The 15,636-nt window shown below is 70.6% G+C and carries 16 protein-coding genes and 1 tRNA gene; 9 read left to right on the top strand and 8 right to left on the bottom strand.

Features of this window, described 5'->3' with window-relative positions; all coding sequences use genetic code 11:
* Positions 1-4 precede the first annotated feature (4 nt).
* Genes hemB through ACXJJV_RS01405 form a run of 5 tightly spaced genes read left to right on the top strand, consistent with a single transcriptional unit; the run spans position 5 to position 4,284 of the window.
* On the top strand, positions 5-982 hold the full coding sequence (gene hemB / locus ACXJJV_RS01425; protein ID WP_456466380.1) for a porphobilinogen synthase: 978 nt from the start codon (positions 5-7) through the stop codon (positions 980-982).
* Positions 979-1,440, top strand: coding sequence for a phosphatase PAP2 family protein (locus ACXJJV_RS01420; protein WP_456466379.1), 462 nt, complete (start codon positions 979-981; stop codon positions 1,438-1,440). The genes hemB and ACXJJV_RS01420 overlap by 4 nt, the downstream gene beginning before the upstream one ends.
* Positions 1,437-2,333, top strand: a complete 897-nt coding sequence (locus ACXJJV_RS01415; protein WP_456466378.1) for a triphosphoribosyl-dephospho-CoA synthase — start codon at positions 1,437-1,439, stop codon at positions 2,331-2,333. Before ACXJJV_RS01420 ends, ACXJJV_RS01415 begins: the two co-directional genes overlap by 4 nt.
* The gene (locus ACXJJV_RS01410) at positions 2,309-3,001 is read left to right on the top strand and encodes a DUF447 domain-containing protein (RefSeq protein WP_456466377.1); all 693 of its coding nucleotides are present in this window, start codon (positions 2,309-2,311) and stop codon (positions 2,999-3,001) included. The genes ACXJJV_RS01415 and ACXJJV_RS01410 overlap by 25 nt, the downstream gene beginning before the upstream one ends.
* Positions 3,002-3,006: 5 nt before the next feature.
* Entirely contained in the window at positions 3,007-4,284 is a 1,278-nt protein-coding gene (locus ACXJJV_RS01405) for an HD domain-containing protein (protein ID WP_456466428.1), read from the top strand.
* Positions 4,285-4,288: 4 nt separating this feature from the next.
* On the opposite strand, the gene ACXJJV_RS01400 is transcribed toward ACXJJV_RS01405, so the two are convergent.
* Positions 4,289-4,378 (bottom strand) — tRNA-Sec (locus tag ACXJJV_RS01400).
* Positions 4,379-4,455: 77 nt separating this feature from the next.
* Here ACXJJV_RS01400 and ACXJJV_RS01395 point away from each other — a divergent pair.
* Genes ACXJJV_RS01395 through ACXJJV_RS01385 form a run of 3 tightly spaced genes read left to right on the top strand, consistent with a single transcriptional unit; the run spans position 4,456 to position 8,605 of the window.
* Positions 4,456-5,088 carry an endonuclease III domain-containing protein gene (locus ACXJJV_RS01395; RefSeq protein ID WP_456466376.1) on the top strand — a complete coding sequence of 211 codons (633 nt, stop codon included), beginning with the start codon at positions 4,456-4,458 and terminating at the stop codon, positions 5,086-5,088.
* A gap of 2 nt (positions 5,089-5,090) precedes the next feature.
* The gene (locus ACXJJV_RS01390) at positions 5,091-7,547 is read left to right on the top strand and encodes an AAA family ATPase (protein WP_456466427.1); all 2,457 of its coding nucleotides are present in this window, start codon (positions 5,091-5,093) and stop codon (positions 7,545-7,547) included.
* On the top strand, positions 7,544-8,605 hold the full coding sequence (locus ACXJJV_RS01385) for a hypothetical protein (protein WP_456466375.1): 1,062 nt from the start codon (positions 7,544-7,546) through the stop codon (positions 8,603-8,605). The genes ACXJJV_RS01390 and ACXJJV_RS01385 overlap by 4 nt, the downstream gene beginning before the upstream one ends.
* Here ACXJJV_RS01385 and ppcA read toward each other — a convergent pair.
* Genes ppcA through rnhB form a run of 5 tightly spaced genes read right to left on the bottom strand, consistent with a single transcriptional unit; the run spans position 8,594 to position 13,788 of the window.
* A complete protein-coding gene (gene ppcA / locus ACXJJV_RS01380) occupies positions 8,594-10,216 on the bottom strand; it encodes a phosphoenolpyruvate carboxylase (protein WP_456466374.1) in 1,623 nt (540 codons plus the stop codon). The two genes, ACXJJV_RS01385 and ppcA, sit on opposite strands and share 12 nt — an antisense overlap.
* Before the next feature lie 29 nt (positions 10,217-10,245).
* Positions 10,246-11,118, bottom strand: a complete 873-nt coding sequence (locus ACXJJV_RS01375; RefSeq protein ID WP_456466373.1) for a hypothetical protein — start codon at positions 11,116-11,118, stop codon at positions 10,246-10,248.
* Positions 11,096-12,466 (bottom strand): tRNA guanosine(15) transglycosylase TgtA, encoded by a 1,371-nt coding sequence (tgtA, locus tag ACXJJV_RS01370; RefSeq protein ID WP_456466426.1) that lies wholly within the window; start codon positions 12,464-12,466, stop codon positions 11,096-11,098. Before tgtA ends, ACXJJV_RS01375 begins: the two co-directional genes overlap by 23 nt.
* An 11-nt stretch (positions 12,467-12,477) precedes the next feature.
* On the bottom strand, positions 12,478-13,095 hold the full coding sequence (locus ACXJJV_RS01365; RefSeq protein WP_498043496.1) for a radical SAM protein: 618 nt from the start codon (positions 13,093-13,095) through the stop codon (positions 12,478-12,480).
* 57 nt (positions 13,096-13,152) lie between these two features.
* Positions 13,153-13,788 (bottom strand): ribonuclease HII, encoded by a 636-nt coding sequence (gene rnhB / locus ACXJJV_RS01360; protein WP_456466371.1) that lies wholly within the window; start codon positions 13,786-13,788, stop codon positions 13,153-13,155.
* Positions 13,789-13,830: 42 nt separating this feature from the next.
* Here rnhB and ACXJJV_RS01355 point away from each other — a divergent pair, with 42 nt between their 5' ends.
* Positions 13,831-14,154 (top strand): hypothetical protein, encoded by a 324-nt coding sequence (locus ACXJJV_RS01355; RefSeq protein ID WP_456466370.1) that lies wholly within the window; start codon positions 13,831-13,833, stop codon positions 14,152-14,154.
* Here the strand turns inward: ACXJJV_RS01355 and ACXJJV_RS01350 are convergent.
* Positions 14,151-14,825: a creatininase family protein gene (locus ACXJJV_RS01350; RefSeq protein ID WP_456466369.1), complete on the bottom strand. Its 675-nt coding sequence runs from the start codon at positions 14,823-14,825 to the stop codon at positions 14,151-14,153. The genes ACXJJV_RS01355 and ACXJJV_RS01350 overlap by 4 nt on opposite strands.
* The gene (locus ACXJJV_RS01345) at positions 14,812-15,633 is read right to left on the bottom strand and encodes an energy-coupling factor ABC transporter ATP-binding protein (RefSeq protein WP_456466368.1); all 822 of its coding nucleotides are present in this window, start codon (positions 15,631-15,633) and stop codon (positions 14,812-14,814) included. The genes ACXJJV_RS01350 and ACXJJV_RS01345 overlap by 14 nt, the downstream gene beginning before the upstream one ends.
* Between the last annotated feature and the right edge of the window lie 3 nt (positions 15,634-15,636).

Below are 15,636 nucleotides of genomic sequence, written 5' to 3'. Positions count from 1 at the left end.
CCGGATGGAGTACCCGCTGGTGCGGATGCGGCGGTACCGGAAGTCCGAGGCCGTTCGGGACCTGGTCGCGGAGGTGCGGCTGAGCCCGGACGACCTGATCTACCCGATCTTCGTCCGGGAGGACGGGAAGACGGGTGAGATCCCGTCGATGCCGGGCCAGCGGTACCAGTCCGTGGAGTCCGCGGTCGAGCTGGTGGGCGAGCTGCTGGACAGGGGGCTCCGGGCGTTCATCCTCTTCGGGATCCCGCGGGAGAAGGACCCGGAGGGCCGGGCCGCGGCGGATCAGGAGGGGGTCGTGCAGCGGACGGTGCGGGCGCTGAAGGAGGAGTACGGGGACGAGGTCGTGGTGATCACGGACGTGTGCCTGTGCCAGTACACGACGCACGGTCACTGCGGGGTGGTGGACGAGGAGACGGGCCGGGTCCTGAACGATCCGACCGTGGAGCGGCTGGTGGAGGTGGCCCTGTCGCACGCGGAGGCGGGGGCGGACGTGGTCGCCCCGTCGGACATGATGGACGGGCGCGTGAAGGCGATCCGGGAGGCGCTGGAGAGCGAGGGGTTCGAGGACGTGCTGATCATGGCGTACTCGGCGAAGTACCACAGCGCGTTCTACGGCCCGTTCCGGGACGCGGCCGAGTCGGCGCCCCGGTTCGGCGATCGGAGCACGTACCAGATGGATCCGCGGTGCCTGCGGCAGGCGCTCCGGGAGCTGGAGCTGGACGCGAGGGAGGGGGCGGACATCCTGATGGTCAAGCCCGCGATGCCGTACCTGGACGTGGTCCGGGAGGCGCGCCGGCGGTTCGACCTGCCGATCGCCGCCTACCAGGTCAGCGGCGAGTACGCGATGATCAAGGCCGCGGCCGAGCGTGGGTACGTGGAGTACGAGGCCGCCGTCCTCGAGTCGCTCGTGTGCATCAAGCGGGCCGGGGCCGACCTGATCCTCACGTACTTCGCCCCCGAGGTGGTGGAGTGGCTGGAATGATCCGGGCGATCCGACGGCTGGACGAGTGGGCGATGGAGCGGGTACCGGACCGCCCCCGCCCGTGGTCCGAGCTCGTGGGGATCGCGCTCAGCGGGTGGACGCTCTTCCCCCTCTCACTGCTCGTCTTCCTGCTGGTGGACCGGCGGATCGGGCTGAAGATGCTCGAGGCGCTCGCCGTCTCGATGGCCTCCAGCGAGGTGCTGAAGCTGATCGTGGCCCGGGAGCGGCCGGAGCGATCCGGTCGGAGGCCCTGGGGGTACTCCTTCCCCAGCACGCACACGGCGCGCGTGGCCTCACTGATCCCGGTGGCGTTCGACGCCTCCGCCTGGGCGGGGGCGGTCGTCGCCGGGCTCACCGTGCTCGTGGGGGTGGCCCGGGTCGCCTCGCGCGCCCATTACCCCTCGGACGTGCTGGCCGGGTTCCTGCTGGGGCTGCTCGCGGGGTGCCTGGTGGCATGAGTGAGGCCGACGAGATCGCCGCCAGCCTGACGCTCGGCGCGCTGCTGGAGGTCTCAGGCTGGCCCAAGCCCGGGAACGTGCACCGGACGCGGGACTTCGAGGACACCCGGTTCGAGCACTTCCTGGCCAGCGCCGTGGCCGCCTACCCGGTGCTCAGGGAGCTGGCGGAGGCGGCCGCCAGCCGGGACCGCGTGCCGCTCGGGCGGTACCTGTACCGGGCGGTTAGGGCCTCCCGGTCCGCGCACACGGGCGGGAATACGAACCTGGGCATCCTCATTCTGGACACGCTGCTGGCGGCGGCCCTGGCTCGCGCCTCGCTGGACCGGGCTGAGGTGAGGCGGGAGGCGCGTCGGCTGGCGAGGGAGACGACGGAGGAGGACGCGTACTACCTGTACCGGGCCATCGAGCTCGCGGGAGCGGGGGGTTTGAGGCGGGTGGGTAAGGGGGACGCCCCGGACGTGCGGGACCCGGACCGGGTGTTGCGCGAGGGGGTCACGATGTACGAGGCGTTGAGGGCCTCCGCCGAGCGGGACGCGGTGGCCGAGGACTGGGTGAGCGGGCTGAGGCGGACGCTCCGGGTGGGGACCCGGGTGCTGGAGCTGTCGACCGAGCTGGGGGACGTGAACGAGGCCATCGTTCGGGTCTTCCTGGAGGAGCTGGCCCGCCGGCCCGACACGCTGATTTGGCGGAAGCACGGGCTGAGGACGGCGCTGGAGGTCTCCCGTCGGGCGCGGGAGGTGCTGCGGCTGGCCGGCGACGGTCCCGTCACGCGGTGCCGGGAGCTGTGGCGGATGGACGAGGAGCTGCACGAGCGGGGGATCAACCCCGGGTCGACCGCGGACATCCTGGCGGCGGGGTTGGGGTACGCGTGCCGGTTGGGGATGAGACCGTAGTCCTCGCCCGCGTGCTCTCCTGCCCGGAGCTATTCGACGTGGGGTCCGTGAGGGAGGCCCGGAGGGTGGCCCGTCGGCTGCTTTCCGGGGAGCTGGAACCGCCGCCGGAGTTCCTGGGGCTGCGGTCGGAGGCGGTCAACGAGGTGCTCGCGGTCACGGAGGGGCCCGCGGGTCGGAACGTGGCGCCGGTGGGGCTGCGCCTCTTCGACGGGACGCCCCGGGTCGCCCTGTACCGGGGCTCGCGGACCCGGCGGAATTTCGAGGAGTCGGGGCGGCTCGTGGCCTGCGTGAACCCGGACCCGATCGACTTCCTGCGGGCCCTCTTCGACGAGCTGCCGGTGCGGGAGCGGGCCGGCGTGCCGGTGGCGGAGGGAACGCGGGCCTTCCTCGTCCTGGAGAGGGTCCGGGCGTCCGAGGACGGTCGGGGGGTGCTCCGGGCCGAGCTTCGGGTCTCCGACTGGGGGCTGTTGCACCCGAGGCCCCGCGCGCTGGTGAGGGGGGAGGGGGCGATGGTGGAGGCGCTGGTGGAGTTCACCCGGCTGCACCTGGGTGAGGAGCACGAGCGTCGGTGCCGGGAGGCGCTGGAGACGGTCCGGAGGACGGTTCGATCGGGGCGGTACCTGAGGGCGGTTCGGAGGCTGGAGGAGCGGTTGGGGAGTCGGTCTTGAGGGTCGTGCGGATCCCGGTGCACGGGTTCGTGGAGGTGGACGGGGTCAGCGAGCGGGTGCTCGACTCCCCGGAGATGCAGCGGCTGCGCCGGGTGCGGCAGCTGGGCCTGGCCGACCTGGTGTACCCGGGGGCGACCCACGTCAGGCTGGAGCACAGCCTGGGCGTGAAGTGCCTCTGCGATCGGGTCCTGGAGATCCACTGGGAGCGGTTGCGGAGGGACGTGCCGGAGGTGGGCCGGTTCTCCCGGGAGTACGTGGAGGAGGTGCTGGGGCTGGCGGGGCTGCTGCACGACGTGGGCCACCCGCCGTTCTCCCACGTGCCGGAGCCGCTGTTGGAGGAGGAGCTGGGGGTGGATCACGAGGACATCGGGGCGGCGGTGGCCCGGGTGGTGCTGGAGCGGGAGGACGTGATGGACGTGGAGGCGGTGCTGGAGACTGCGTTCGGCCCGGGGGAGGGGTGGACGCGGATGCTGCACCAGATCATCGCCGGCGACCTGGGGGTGGACCGGTTGGACTACCTCGTGCGGGATTCCCTGCACGCGGGGGTGGAGTACGGGAGGATCGAGCTGGATCGGGTCCTGCACACGCTGGAGCTGGGCGAGCGGATCACGGTGCACTGGAAGGGGGTGGAGGCGGCGGAATCCGTGCTCGTCGCCCGGTACCACATGTACCGGACGGTGTACTTCCACAAGACGTGCCGGGCCGGGGACGCGATGCTCCTGCGGGCGATCCGGCTGGCGGTGGACGACGGGCACCTGGACCTCGGCGCCTTCGACCCGGATCGGCTGCTCCGGAAGGAGAACGCGCGGGCCGCGTTCCTGGAGATGGACGACTGCCGGCTGCTGCACGAGCTGATGGAGCATCCGGAGGCGCGGGAGCTGGTGGAGGGGCTTCGGGCGCGCCGGCTGTACAAGTGCGTGGCCGAGTACAAGGCCGCGGAGGAGCCCACGCACGGGGAGCTGATCCGGTGGGCGGAGGAGGTCTCGGAGGAGCACCTGGGGGACCCGAATGGCGTTCTACTGGACTCCTCGAAGATCGTGCCGTACGACCCGTCCTCGGAGGGGGTGATCGTGAGGACCGAGGAGGGTCAGGTGCCGCTGTCGGAGGTGTCGGATCTCGTGAGGACGCTGAAGGAGCGGGCGGAGCGGGAGATCCCGACCCTCCGGGTGTACGTGCGGCCGGAGGTGCGGGAGGATCGGGAGATGGTGCGGCGGGTCGTGGAGGACGTGCGGTCCCTGGTTCCCCCGGCCCGAGGCATTCGTTATGGGTCACGTAACGATTGAGGGGCGGCCGCCGCGGGGAATTGAACCCCGCGCCCCGTCTCGGGGCGCGCCGGATCTGAAGTCCGGCCCGGGGACCACCCCGGTGGCGGCGGCCGAGGGGTCGGGCCCGTCCACGGCACGACTTATCAAGTATTAAGGAGTTTCGCGGGCCGGGGCGCCGTGAACCCGGTGATGGAGATCATCCGCCTCTACGAGGACCACCCCATAATGGAGCGGCTGCGGCGCCGGGAGGATCCGTTCAAGGTGCTCGTCCGGACGATCATCTCACAGCGGACCCGGGACACCCTCACCTACCGCGTGTCCGAGCGCTTCTTCGAGCGGTTCCGGACGCCGGAGGACGTGGTTCAAGCGAGCCTGAGCGAGCTCGAGGAGGTCCTGCGCGGGGCCGGGCTGTACCGGCAGAAGGCCCGCTGGATCAAGGCCTGCTGCGAGCGGATCGTGGAGGACGGTTTGGACCTGGGGGAGGTGGTCCGGCGCCCGGTCGAGGAGGCCCGGCGGGTGCTGCTCGAGTTGCCCGGGGTGGGTCCCAAGACCGCCGACGTGGTCTTGCTGTTCGCGGGCGGGCACGATCTGTGCCCGGTGGACGTGCACGTGCGTCGGATCGCCCGGCGGCTGGGGCTGACCGAGTCCCGGGACTACGAGAGGGTGCAGCGGGCCGTGCACGCGGCGGTTCCCGAGGGTAAACGAGGAAAAGCCCACCTGGCCCTCATACAGTTCGGCCGGGACGTGTGTCGATCCCGGCCCCGGTGCGAGGAGTGCCCGGTGCGAGACCGCTGCCCGACCGGAGGTGGTGAGAGCGGTTGACCGTGCGGGAGGTGCACGAGGAGCTGCGCGAGGTCGTGCTCGAGAAGCTCGGTCGGGGCGAGGACCCGATCCCGCAGATCCTGGGTCAGGAGGAGGTGAAGCGGCACGTACTCTCCGCGCTGATCGCGGGCCGACACGTGCTCATCGAGGGACCGCCGGGCGTGGGTAAGACCACGCTGGCCCGGGCCATCGCCGACCTGCTGCCCCCGGCCGAGGCGGTGAAGGGGTGCCCGTTCCACTGCCACCCGGAGGACCCCGTCTGCCCGCTCTGCCGGTCCAAGTCAAGGGAGGAGCTGGAGACCGAGGTCATCCCGGGCCGGGAGAGGTTCGTGCGGATTCAGGGCAGCCCGGACCTCACCGCGGAGGACCTACTGGGCGACATCGATCCCGTGGCGGCCCTGAAGTACGGGCCCACCGACCCGCGCGCCTTCACGCCCGGCAAGCTGCTCCGGGGCAACCGAGGGGTCGTGTTCTTCGACGAGATCAACCGGTGCCCCGAGAAGCTGCAGAACGCGCTCCTGCAGGTGCTGGAGGAGCAGCGGGCCACCATCGCGGGGTACGAGGTGGACTACCCGGCCAACTTCATCATGATCGCGACGATGAACCCGCACGAGTACGCCGGCACCGAGGAGCTCTCCGAGGTACTGCTGGACCGGTTCGACACCGTGAAGATGACCTACCCGAGGTCCCGGAAGGTGGAGAAGCGGATCGTCCTGGAGCGCGGCGAGGACCTGGACGTCGAGGTGCCGGAGCACGTGCTCGAGTTCATCGTGGACCTCGTCCGGGCCACGCGGGAGCACGAGGAGATCGAGCGGCCGGCGAGCGTTCGGGCCACGATCGGGCTGTACGAGCGGGCGCAGGCTCACGCGGTCCTCGAGGGGCGGTCGAAGGTGGAGCTGAGGGACGTCGTGCAGGTGGCCCCCTCGGTGCTGAGGAAGCGGATCAAGCTAAGCCCCCGGGTTCAGCACGTTAAGACCGAGGAGGAGGTGATCCGGGAGCTCATCCGGGAGCTCCTTGAGGAGCAGTACGACGTCAAGCCCGAGCGGGTGGGGCTTGACGTCGACGAGGGAGGGGGAAAGGACGGGGGAAAGGAGGGTAAGCCGGCCGGCGGGCGGTCGTCGGGCGGGACCGGGCGCGCTCTAAGGAAGGTGAAGAAGAGGGGAGAGAAGAGACGAGGAGGTGGTCGGAGGGGCTCGGAACGCTCGCCAGGTTCCGCGGGGTCGGCGGTGGGGGGCGGGTCGAGCCCCCGAACCGAGGGCGGCGAGCCCGACCGGTCGGAGGCGGCGGATCGCGGCGAGGGGCGGCTGCGGTTCCGTCGGCTCACGAAGCGGGATCAGCTCCGATACATCGACGGCGACGAACGGTACGTGTTCTCGGCCCGGGTGCTCAGGAGCCTCTTGAACCGCGGGATCGAGTACCTGCGCCCGGATCAGCTGGCGGAGACGCTGGTCACGAGCGCGGCCCACGTGAAGAGCCGGTACGGACGGGAGTTCATCGAGGACATCACGGGGTACCGGTACGAGGAGATCGCGCGGCGCCAGCACGATTACTCGTTCATCGACGAGCTGGAGGAGCGGATCCGGGAGCGTCTGGAGGTGCTGGAGGAGCTGGGGTTCATTCGGCCCTCCTACCAGGGCGGCGTGAGCATCACGACGAAGGGGAAGGAGCTGGCGGCCTTCTCCGCGCTGGTTGAGGAGCTGGAGGCGTTCGAGGGTAGGGAGTTCGGTCAGCACGCGGCCAAGCGGTTGAGCGTGCACGGGACGGGGGACCGAGGGTACGCCCGGGAGTACCGCCGGGGCGACCCCTACAGCACCATCGACGTGCGCAAGTCCATCCGCACGTCGGTCCGCAGGGGTCGTCGGAGGGTGTTGCCTGAGGACCTGAGGGCGCGCGACCGCGAGGAGGAGGTGAGGCTCGACCTCGTGTACGTGATCGACACCTCGGGCAGCATGGCGGGGGACCGGATCGACGCGGCCAAGCGGGCGGCCATCGCCCTCACGCACTTCAGCCTCCGGCACCGGGACCGGGTGGGGATCGTTGAGTTCAACTCCCGGGCCCGGGTGGTCACCGACATCACGTCGGACGTGGAGCGGATCATCACCCGGGTGATCTCCCTGAAGCCGGGCGGCGCCACCGACGTGGGGGACGCCATCCGGGTGGGCGTGCGGCTGTTCGAGCGGAGCGGGGGGCGGGACCGCGGCTGGCACATGATCCTGCTGACCGACGGGATACCGACGAAGGGCGAGCCGGACCCGGAGACGAAGGCCGTGTCCGAGGCGATCGCGGCGGCCCGGCGGGGCGTCACCATCTCCACGATCGGGGTTCGGCTGCCCCGGGAGGGCCGCCAGCTCATCGAGCAGATCGCCAGCATCACCGGGGGCCGTTCGTACCACATCACCGACCCGGAGGAGCTGACCCTCGTCACGCTCAACGAGTACCGGAGGGCCAAGACGGCTTGAGGGTCGTGGGCGTCGTCGCGGCCTCCGAGCTGGCGGACAGGGGCACGATCCGGGAGGCGAAGGACCGGCTGAGGGGGTTGGGGCTGGACCGTATCGAGGTGGTCACCGACCCGGAGCGGGCGCCGGAGGATCCGGCGGTCGCGCTGGTCGCCACCGGCGGGACCGAGGACGTCCTCGAGGCGTTGATGGAGCGGTGCCCGGCCCTACTCCCGCTGTACTGGCCCCGCTACAACTCCCTCGCCGCCGCGCTGGAGGTCGGTCTGTCGCCGGTGAGTGTGGAGGATTGTGGAGCCGTGGTCGAGGCCTTCCGGCGGCTCGTTGAGAGGAAGGTGCTCGTGCTGGGGGGCAAGTGCGACTGGGTCCGGAGCGCGGAGCCGGTCGAGCTGCCGTACTTGAACGCGACCGCGGTGGACGTGGATGAGCTCGCCGACGTCGAGCCCGCCCTTCGGGAGGTCAGGAGGCTGCTTTCCTCGGCGGGCGTGGACGTTCGGTCGTTGGACGAGGGGTTCCTGGAGCTGGCGGGGAGGCTCCACGCGCTGGCCGAGCGGGAGGGGGCGGGCGTGATCACGGGGGACTGCTTCGGCCTGTACGAGGAGTACGGGGCGGTTCCGTGCCTCTACTTCTCGGCCCGGGGAGGGTACTGCTGCGAGGGGGACGCGACCGCGCTGTTGACCGTGTTGGCCTGTCGGAGGCAGCCGTTCGTGGCCAACGTGGTGGAGTGGAAGGGTGATCGGGTGCGGCTGGCCCACTGCGCCTGCCCGCTGGAGCTGGTGGAGGGGCCGGAGCCCTGTGATCACCTGGAGACAGGCGCCCCTCACGCGGTGCGGGGGTGCGTCGGTTCGGGCGCCTTCGGGCTGGCCCGGTACCCAGAGGTGTGGCGGGTTGACGTCGTGGGGACGTCGTGGCGGGAGGATCAGTGCAGGGTGCAGGCGGAGGTGAGGGTGAGCGGGTTCGAGCCCAGGGGTAATCACCACTGCCTGGTGGATCGCGGGGAGGTGGGCGCGCTGGAGGGTCTGTTCTCGTCGGTGGTGCTGTCCAGACCGCCGTCAGCCCAGTGAGCCTCGCATGCGGCCCATCTCCAAGAGGAGGTTGCGGACGAACGGGTTGACCTCCTCGACGCCGCCCTCCGCGACCACGTACCGGAGGTAGGGCTCCAGCGTGTGGACCAGGTTCTGGTACTCGAAGTCGGAGGGCGGCTCGAGGTCCAGGTACTCGACGCAGTACTCGAGGTCCGCGTTCACCATGGAGACGCCGGTCGTGGGGAGGACGGCCCCGGCCGTCTCCAGGAAGGTGTGCTCGACGGCGAACTGCAGGTCCCGTCGGAGCATCGGGTACAGTCGGGAGAGGAGGGCGTCCAGGGCGTCCTCGCCCAGGCGCTCTTCTACCTCGGCGAGCCCGCGACCGGTGCCGATGAGCTCGGGCGGCATTCCGACGGTGTAGCACGCGCCGGTGAACTTGATGGCGCGCGGGAGCTCCGGGAGCTTCTCGACCCGCATGCGTCGGAGCTCGCGGTAGAGCTCGCGCCCCACGTCGTCGTTGACGCGCTTGCAGAGCTCGCCCACCTTGTCCGGCTCCGGGATGTCTCTGGCGTACCCGACGGGACCCTTTCGGGCGAGTCGGTCCCGGGTGTTGGGGATCAGGTCGGAGACGATGTTGATGGTCCCGATGCAGCGGAAGAAGACGCTCAGGTAGTGTTTCACGAAGATGCCGGTCGAGAGGATCAGGTACTCCACGTCATCGTCGGAGAGCTCGAGCGGCTCGTTGGCGGCGAGCTCGTTGATGCGGTGGACGGACCGGATGGCCAGGTCCTCGTCGTGGTCGTACCGGAACCCCGACTGTATGGTGTAGGTGGCCGCGCCGGCGTACTCCTGGGTGAAGTCGTCCTCCACCCCGGGCTTGACGTGGCCCCGGAAGGGGAGGCAACCGCCGCCAAGGATGGGAGCCATCGGCACGCCCAGCTCGTCCACGAGCTCGTACACCTGGAAGATCGCGTACTTGCAGGCCAGGACGGCGGGCACGTGCCCGTAGGAGAGGGCCGGGTCGGACCGACCGATGAAGACCCGGAGGTAGCTCACGTCCATCCCGATGTCGCGCATGCCGTCCACGTAGCCCTTCAGTATCTGCCGGATGTTCAGAAGCTCCGGCACCTCCTCGATGAGCGGGATGATGCGCAGGTGGCCCGCGCTCAGGGGCGCGTCCAGCTCGCGGGAGGCGAACCGTCGGGCGTAGGAGATGCGGTCCGCGGTGTCGAGCAGCTCCTCGGGCGAGGCCGTCATGGGGTGCACGACCTCGAAGATCCCGCGCGCGTCCGGGTTCTCCTTAAACAGCTCGGAGTTGGCCTCCATCACGCCCAGCAGCGCCTGGATCTGCCGGAGCACGTTCTCCTTGGACGCGCTCGGCACCCGGACGATCACGAACCGGTCCTCTCCCACCTCCACGCCCGCGTCGTGCAGCTCCATGAGCACCTGCACGGGCTGCAGGTACGGGGTGAGCTTTCCCTCGAAGTCGATCATGTACTCCTCGATGCCGAACCTGGTGAGGCACTCCACCGCCTCCTCCGGCTCCTCCTGCACTCGCACGGACTTGGTCGCGTCCGGGTGCTGCGTCGCGAGCGTCCGCGCGACCCTCGCCCCGCGGATCTGCTCCACCTCCCTCACGACCTCGTTCAAGGCCGAGGGCCCGAGGGACCACGATCCAATCAGGCGATCAAAACGTTACGCCCCAGCGCCCGGCGCACCTTGCGCACGTGCTCCGGCCGCCAGTCCACCCGATCCAGCTCCCGACGCATTCGAGACAGCGTGCGCTCGTCCGTCAGGGGACCCGACCACACGGGCCCTACGCCCCGCTCGCGGCGCAGGTGCTCCAGGGCCCGGTTCGCGTGCGACTTGCCGCGGCGGCACTCGAGGCAGACGCGGACGCGCAGCCCCGGCTCCACGAGGCAGTACCGGGGGAAGGCACCCACGTCGACGGAGGCGGCCAGGCGCACGAGCGCGCCCACGATGACGCGCGCCTCGAGCTCCGGGTCCCGGTCCCTCAGGGGACCGTCCAGCAGGTACTTCCGGCGGGCGGCCGGGGTGTACAGGGACTCCAGGTCCGTGGCCGTGAGGTGGACGTACCCGTCCCCCACGCCGCGGAACGCGGCCTGGGCGAACGGAACGGGGGACCCGTGCACGTCCAGGTCCACCGCGTCGAAGTCGAAGCTGGAGAGAGCGATCGCGGCGTCGAGGCAGTGGACCCGGGCCCGGAGCCCGTGTCGGGTGACGTTCATCCGGGCGACGCGGCAGGCGAGCGGGTTCACGTCGGACAGCACGGACTCCCTGATGCCCGCCTCGAGGTGCAGCCGAACGGCCCGGGCCCCCACCCCGCAGAACACGTCCCCGAACCGCTCGATCCGGTTGACCCGGTGGAACAGCACCAGAATCGACCGGTTAACCGCCGCGTTCGGGGCGAAGGCGATCGGGGCGTCGCGGGTGGGGAGACCGCCCTCGCAGTACCGGTCCGGATCGGGCACGTAGAACTCCGAGGACCCCTCCCGGTAGAGCACGAGCTCAGCGCCTGCGACCCTCTTCACCCCTCCGTCGGTCCTCACCCTCATCATCCCCGGGCGTCACGAGGGAGTGGCACGGGTACGTCCACGAGAGCTCCCCGGGCACGATTCCCAGCCACTCGTCGGCGAAGGCCAGCTCCCAGGGCTCGAGCCACTCCACCCGCTCGGCGAAGGGTCTCTTGAGCCCCTTTACGAGCCTTCGCCCCTCGAGCGGACCGAACCGCTCCCGGAGCCGACGACGGTACAGGCGCAGCTCCGGCCGCCCCTTGGACACCTCGTCGAACGCGAAGACGCTCCGTCGCGTCCCGGGCACCCATCGCTCCAGCTCCTCCCCGCGCCGGGACAGCTCCTCCATCCCCCTCCACGCGGCCGGGTGCGCGCGGCAGACGGACTCGGCGAGCTCCCACAGCTCCCCCGAGGCGATCGCCTGACGGACGGTGCGGATCACCCGGTGCAGCTCGTGGAGGTTGTGCCGCGCGAGCAGCCGCGTCCGCTCCTCCCGGTCCATATCCCGCAGCTCCCCGGGATCGTGTCGGGTGCAGACCGGGCAGGAGCAGGGGAACTCGCGCAGCTCCTCCAGCCTGAGGGTCCCGAGGACGGACAGGTACCGGTCGGTTCGCGCGTAGATCGCGTAGGAGGCGGAGTCGAACAGGTCGCACCCCATGCAGACGGCCAGCGGGATCGCCAGCGGGTGACCGCACCCGAAGAGGTGCACCGGTCGGTGGGGCGGTAGGGCCGACTTGGCGGCGAGGACGACGCGGACGACGTCGGCGAACCGGTACTCCTCCAGGAGGGGCACGACGCCGCCGACCGGATAGACCGCGGCCGGGAGCTCGGCGAGCCGCTCCGCGCACTCCCGCCGCAGGCCCTCGTACGTGGATCCTTGCACGGTCAGGGCCAGGGGCGGGCGCTCGTCCAGCGAGGCGGCCTCCCGGGCCCGCTCGACGGTCGTTTCCACGTCCCGCTCCGCCCGATCCCGGGGCGCGTCGGGCGGGGTGGGGATGTCCAGGATGGTGCCCACGTCCGACCCGATCCGGGCCTGAAACCGCACGATCTCCCGGTTGGTGACGTCCACGTCCCCATACTCCGCGAGCTGGAAGGAGCCGGAGTCGGTCATGACGAACCCGTCGAAGTCCAGGAGCCCGTGCACGCCGCGCTCCAGCGCCTCCCGACGCAGGTGCTCGTGCTTCCAGATGATGTACGCGTTGGTGATCACCCCGTCGAAACCCATCCGACCGATCTCCTTGGGCGGGACCACCGGGTCGTTCGGGTTGATGACCGGGAGCAGGGCGGGCGTCTCGAGTCGGCGCCCGTTCACCTCGAACCGGGCGAGGCGCCCGGCGACGTCCCGGTCCTTGACCTCGAACCGCACCCGCAACGGCCTCACACCCTCACGAACACCGCTCCGACGACCTCCCTCAGCGCGCCCGCGAGCTCGCGCGGATCGGGCCCCTCACCCTCACCGACGTACCGCTGAACGACCACGTAGTCCGGGTCGATCTCTTTGACGGACCGGACCAGGGACTCGCGGTCGTCGGGCAGGTAGGGGTGCGCGGTGATCCTGAGCTCCAGCTCGACCCGGCCCCGGACGGCGTTCACCGCGCGCCGGAGCTCGAGCGCGTCCATGACGTTCCCGGTCGCGCGCAGGTAGTCCCGGTCCCGCAGCGGGGCCTTGAGGTCGAGGGCCACCCGATCGAACGCGTCCGCCACGCGATCCAGCCGCTCCGCCGGGTACCCGGAGGTGTCCAGGACGGGGGACAGGCCCAGCCGGCGGATCCGTCGGCAGAGCTCCCGGAGCTCGTCGAGCGGCTGGGTCAGCGGTTCCCCGCCCGAGACGATCACGGCGTCCAGGTAGTCCGAGCGCCGCTTCACCAGGTCCGCCACCTCGTCGGGCGACATCTCGGTGCCTCCGGTTGCGGGCCGCAGCTCCGGGTTGTGGCACCACGGGCACCGCAGCGGGCACCCCTGGACCCACACCACCGAGCAGACTTCGCCCGGCAGCCCGTCCGAACAGCTGACGGGCCGGAGGCCGGCGACCTTCAGCTCCCCTCCCCCTGATCATACGAATTCGTCGAGCGTGGATTGGCCCAGCTCGGAGGCGAGTCGATCGTAGGTGCTCCACGACCGTCGGAAGTACTCGAGCAGTGGTCCCTTCCGCCGCAGCTCCCGGCGCAGGGCCCGCACGGTGCGCGGGTCGGAGGGGTAGCCGGATCCGACCTCGACCCCGAACTCCAGCTCCAGCAGCCGGACGATCCAGTCCCGGTACGTCTTGGCCACGATGGACGCGGCCGAGACGATCTCGTAGCGCTCGTCCGCCCGGTCCTCCGCGATGACCGTCACTCCCCGCGGGGGCCGCAGCGCCCGTCGGACCCGGTCCGGGTCGTAATTGCCGGGCTTGTCGACGAGGGCCAGGTCCGGGCGGTGCCGGCGAATCAACGCGCTCATCGCCCGGAGCTCGGCCTCGTTGACCCCCTCCTCGTCGATCTCCCAGGGCCAGACGATCTCCACGTCGACTGTCAGCCGCTCGTCCCGGAGGATCTCCAACAACTTCCGCCGGCGGGCGCTCGGGGTCATTCGCTTGGAGTCTCGGGCGCCGATGCCCGGACGCTCGCCGGGCCCCAGAACGCCGGCCACGACCATGGGCCCGAACACGGGCCCCCGACCCGCCTCGTCGATCCCCAGCACCCCGCGCACCTTTTGAACCCCCGGCCGGCCGGGTGGCGGCGGGGTCGAGGGATGACGGAGCTCGAGGAGGCGCTGGAGAACCTGGCCCGGTACGGTCGGAAGGAGGAACTCGAGGAGCTGCCGGGCGAGCTCTCCAGCGTGGCGAAGCAGATGCAGAGCATCCTTCACACGGGCGGCAGGTACGAGGTGGTCGTGGAGGAGGGCGAGGACGGGGCTCGGGTGACCGTCTATACCTTGCGCCGCTCCCGGCGGCTGGGAACCTCCAAGTACCCTGGCTGGGAGCGGACGAAAAAGCTGGCCGAGCTGGAGCTGAGCGAGGAGGAAGTGGAAGCCGTCAAGAGGCTATCGGAGAGGGTCGAGGAGCGCATCTCCTAGCCCCGGTCCCGCAGCCGCTCCACGATCTCGCACGTCCGGCGCACCACCTCCCGGAAGATCCGCCTCCCCTTCTCCCGATCCGCCGGCCGCGGGTCCCCCTTAACCCCCGTCTCCGAGATCTCGTGGAAGTCCGGGTACTCCCACACCTCGGTCCGGCGCCCGTCCTTGACCATCCGATCCTCCCGAACCAGCTCCGGGTACAGGTACAGCATCACCGATGTTTCCAGCTCGTCCGCGTGCCCTCCCCAGTCCGTCTCCAGCTCTTCCTCCGGGGCCAGCCGCCACCAGCTCACCCAATGGAACCGTTCCTCCTCCTCGGCCACCGCCCCCAGCGCGGGCTCGTTCCCCCCGTGCCCGTTGATCGCCAGGGTGGCGGCGGCCCCGTGGTGCAGGAACGACCGGTGCACGTCCCGGAGCAGCCGGATCATGGTGCCCGTCCTCAGGGACACGGTCCCGGGAAACCCCAGGTGGTGCCGGGAGACGCCGTACGGGATCGCCGGGTACCAGGGAGCCCCCGTCCGGCGCGAGACCTCCCGGCAGATCGCCGCCGCGATCAGGTGATCCGTGCCGAGCGGTAGGTGCGGCCCGTGCTGCTCCGTGCTGCCCACGGGGAGCAACACGACCTCACCCTCCAGATCCACCTCCGGGTACGGCAGCCTACGGGCCTCCATCCAGCCTCTCCCCCACCAGCTCCCGAAGCACCTCCTTCGCCTCCGTTAGATCCAGCGGCGGTCGCTTCACGCCCAGCTCCCGCAGCAGCTCCACGTGCTCCGGCGGCTTCAAGCCGGAGGAACGCATTAGATCCACGTCGGTGAGCACCCTCCGGGGCGGCCCGTCGGCGACCACGTTCCCCCGCTTGAGCACCACCACCCGATCCGCCAGCTCGGCCGCCACGTCGACGTCGAACGTCGTGAGGATCAGGGTGAAGTCCATCCGCTCCTTCAGCTCGGAGATCAGCCGCACGAACCTCCGCGTGGCCCGGTAGTCCAGCCCGGAGGTCGGCTCGTCCAGCACCAGCAGGTCGGGATCCGTGACCACCGCGCCCGCGAGCGCCACAAGCTTCTTCTGACCCCCGCTCAGGAACTGGGGCGGTCGATCCCTCAGGTGCTCGATGCCCAGCTCTCGCAGCACCCGCTCCGCCCGCTCGAAGGCCTCCCTCCGGGGCACGCCCTGATTGACCAGCCCGAAGGCCACGTCCTCCAGCACGCTGGGCATGATCAGCTGGTCGTCCACGTCCTGAAACACGACGCCCATCCTCTCCCGCACCCGGTGGACTTCTTCGGGCAGCTCGTGCCCCAGCACCTCGATGTATCCATCCTTGGGCTCCAGCAGCCCGATCACGTGGTGCAGCAGCGTGGTCTTGCCGGACCCGTTCGGGCCCAGGACGACCACCGACTCGCCCTCCCGAATCTTCAGGGTCAGCCCGCATACGGAGCGGGTGCCGTCGGGGTACTCGTGCTCCAGGCACTCGATTTTCACCGC

This window comes from Methanopyrus sp. (genome assembly GCF_053997775.1).
Note: the sequence above shows the minus strand (reverse complement) of the source record. Positions and strands in the feature narration are given on the sequence as shown.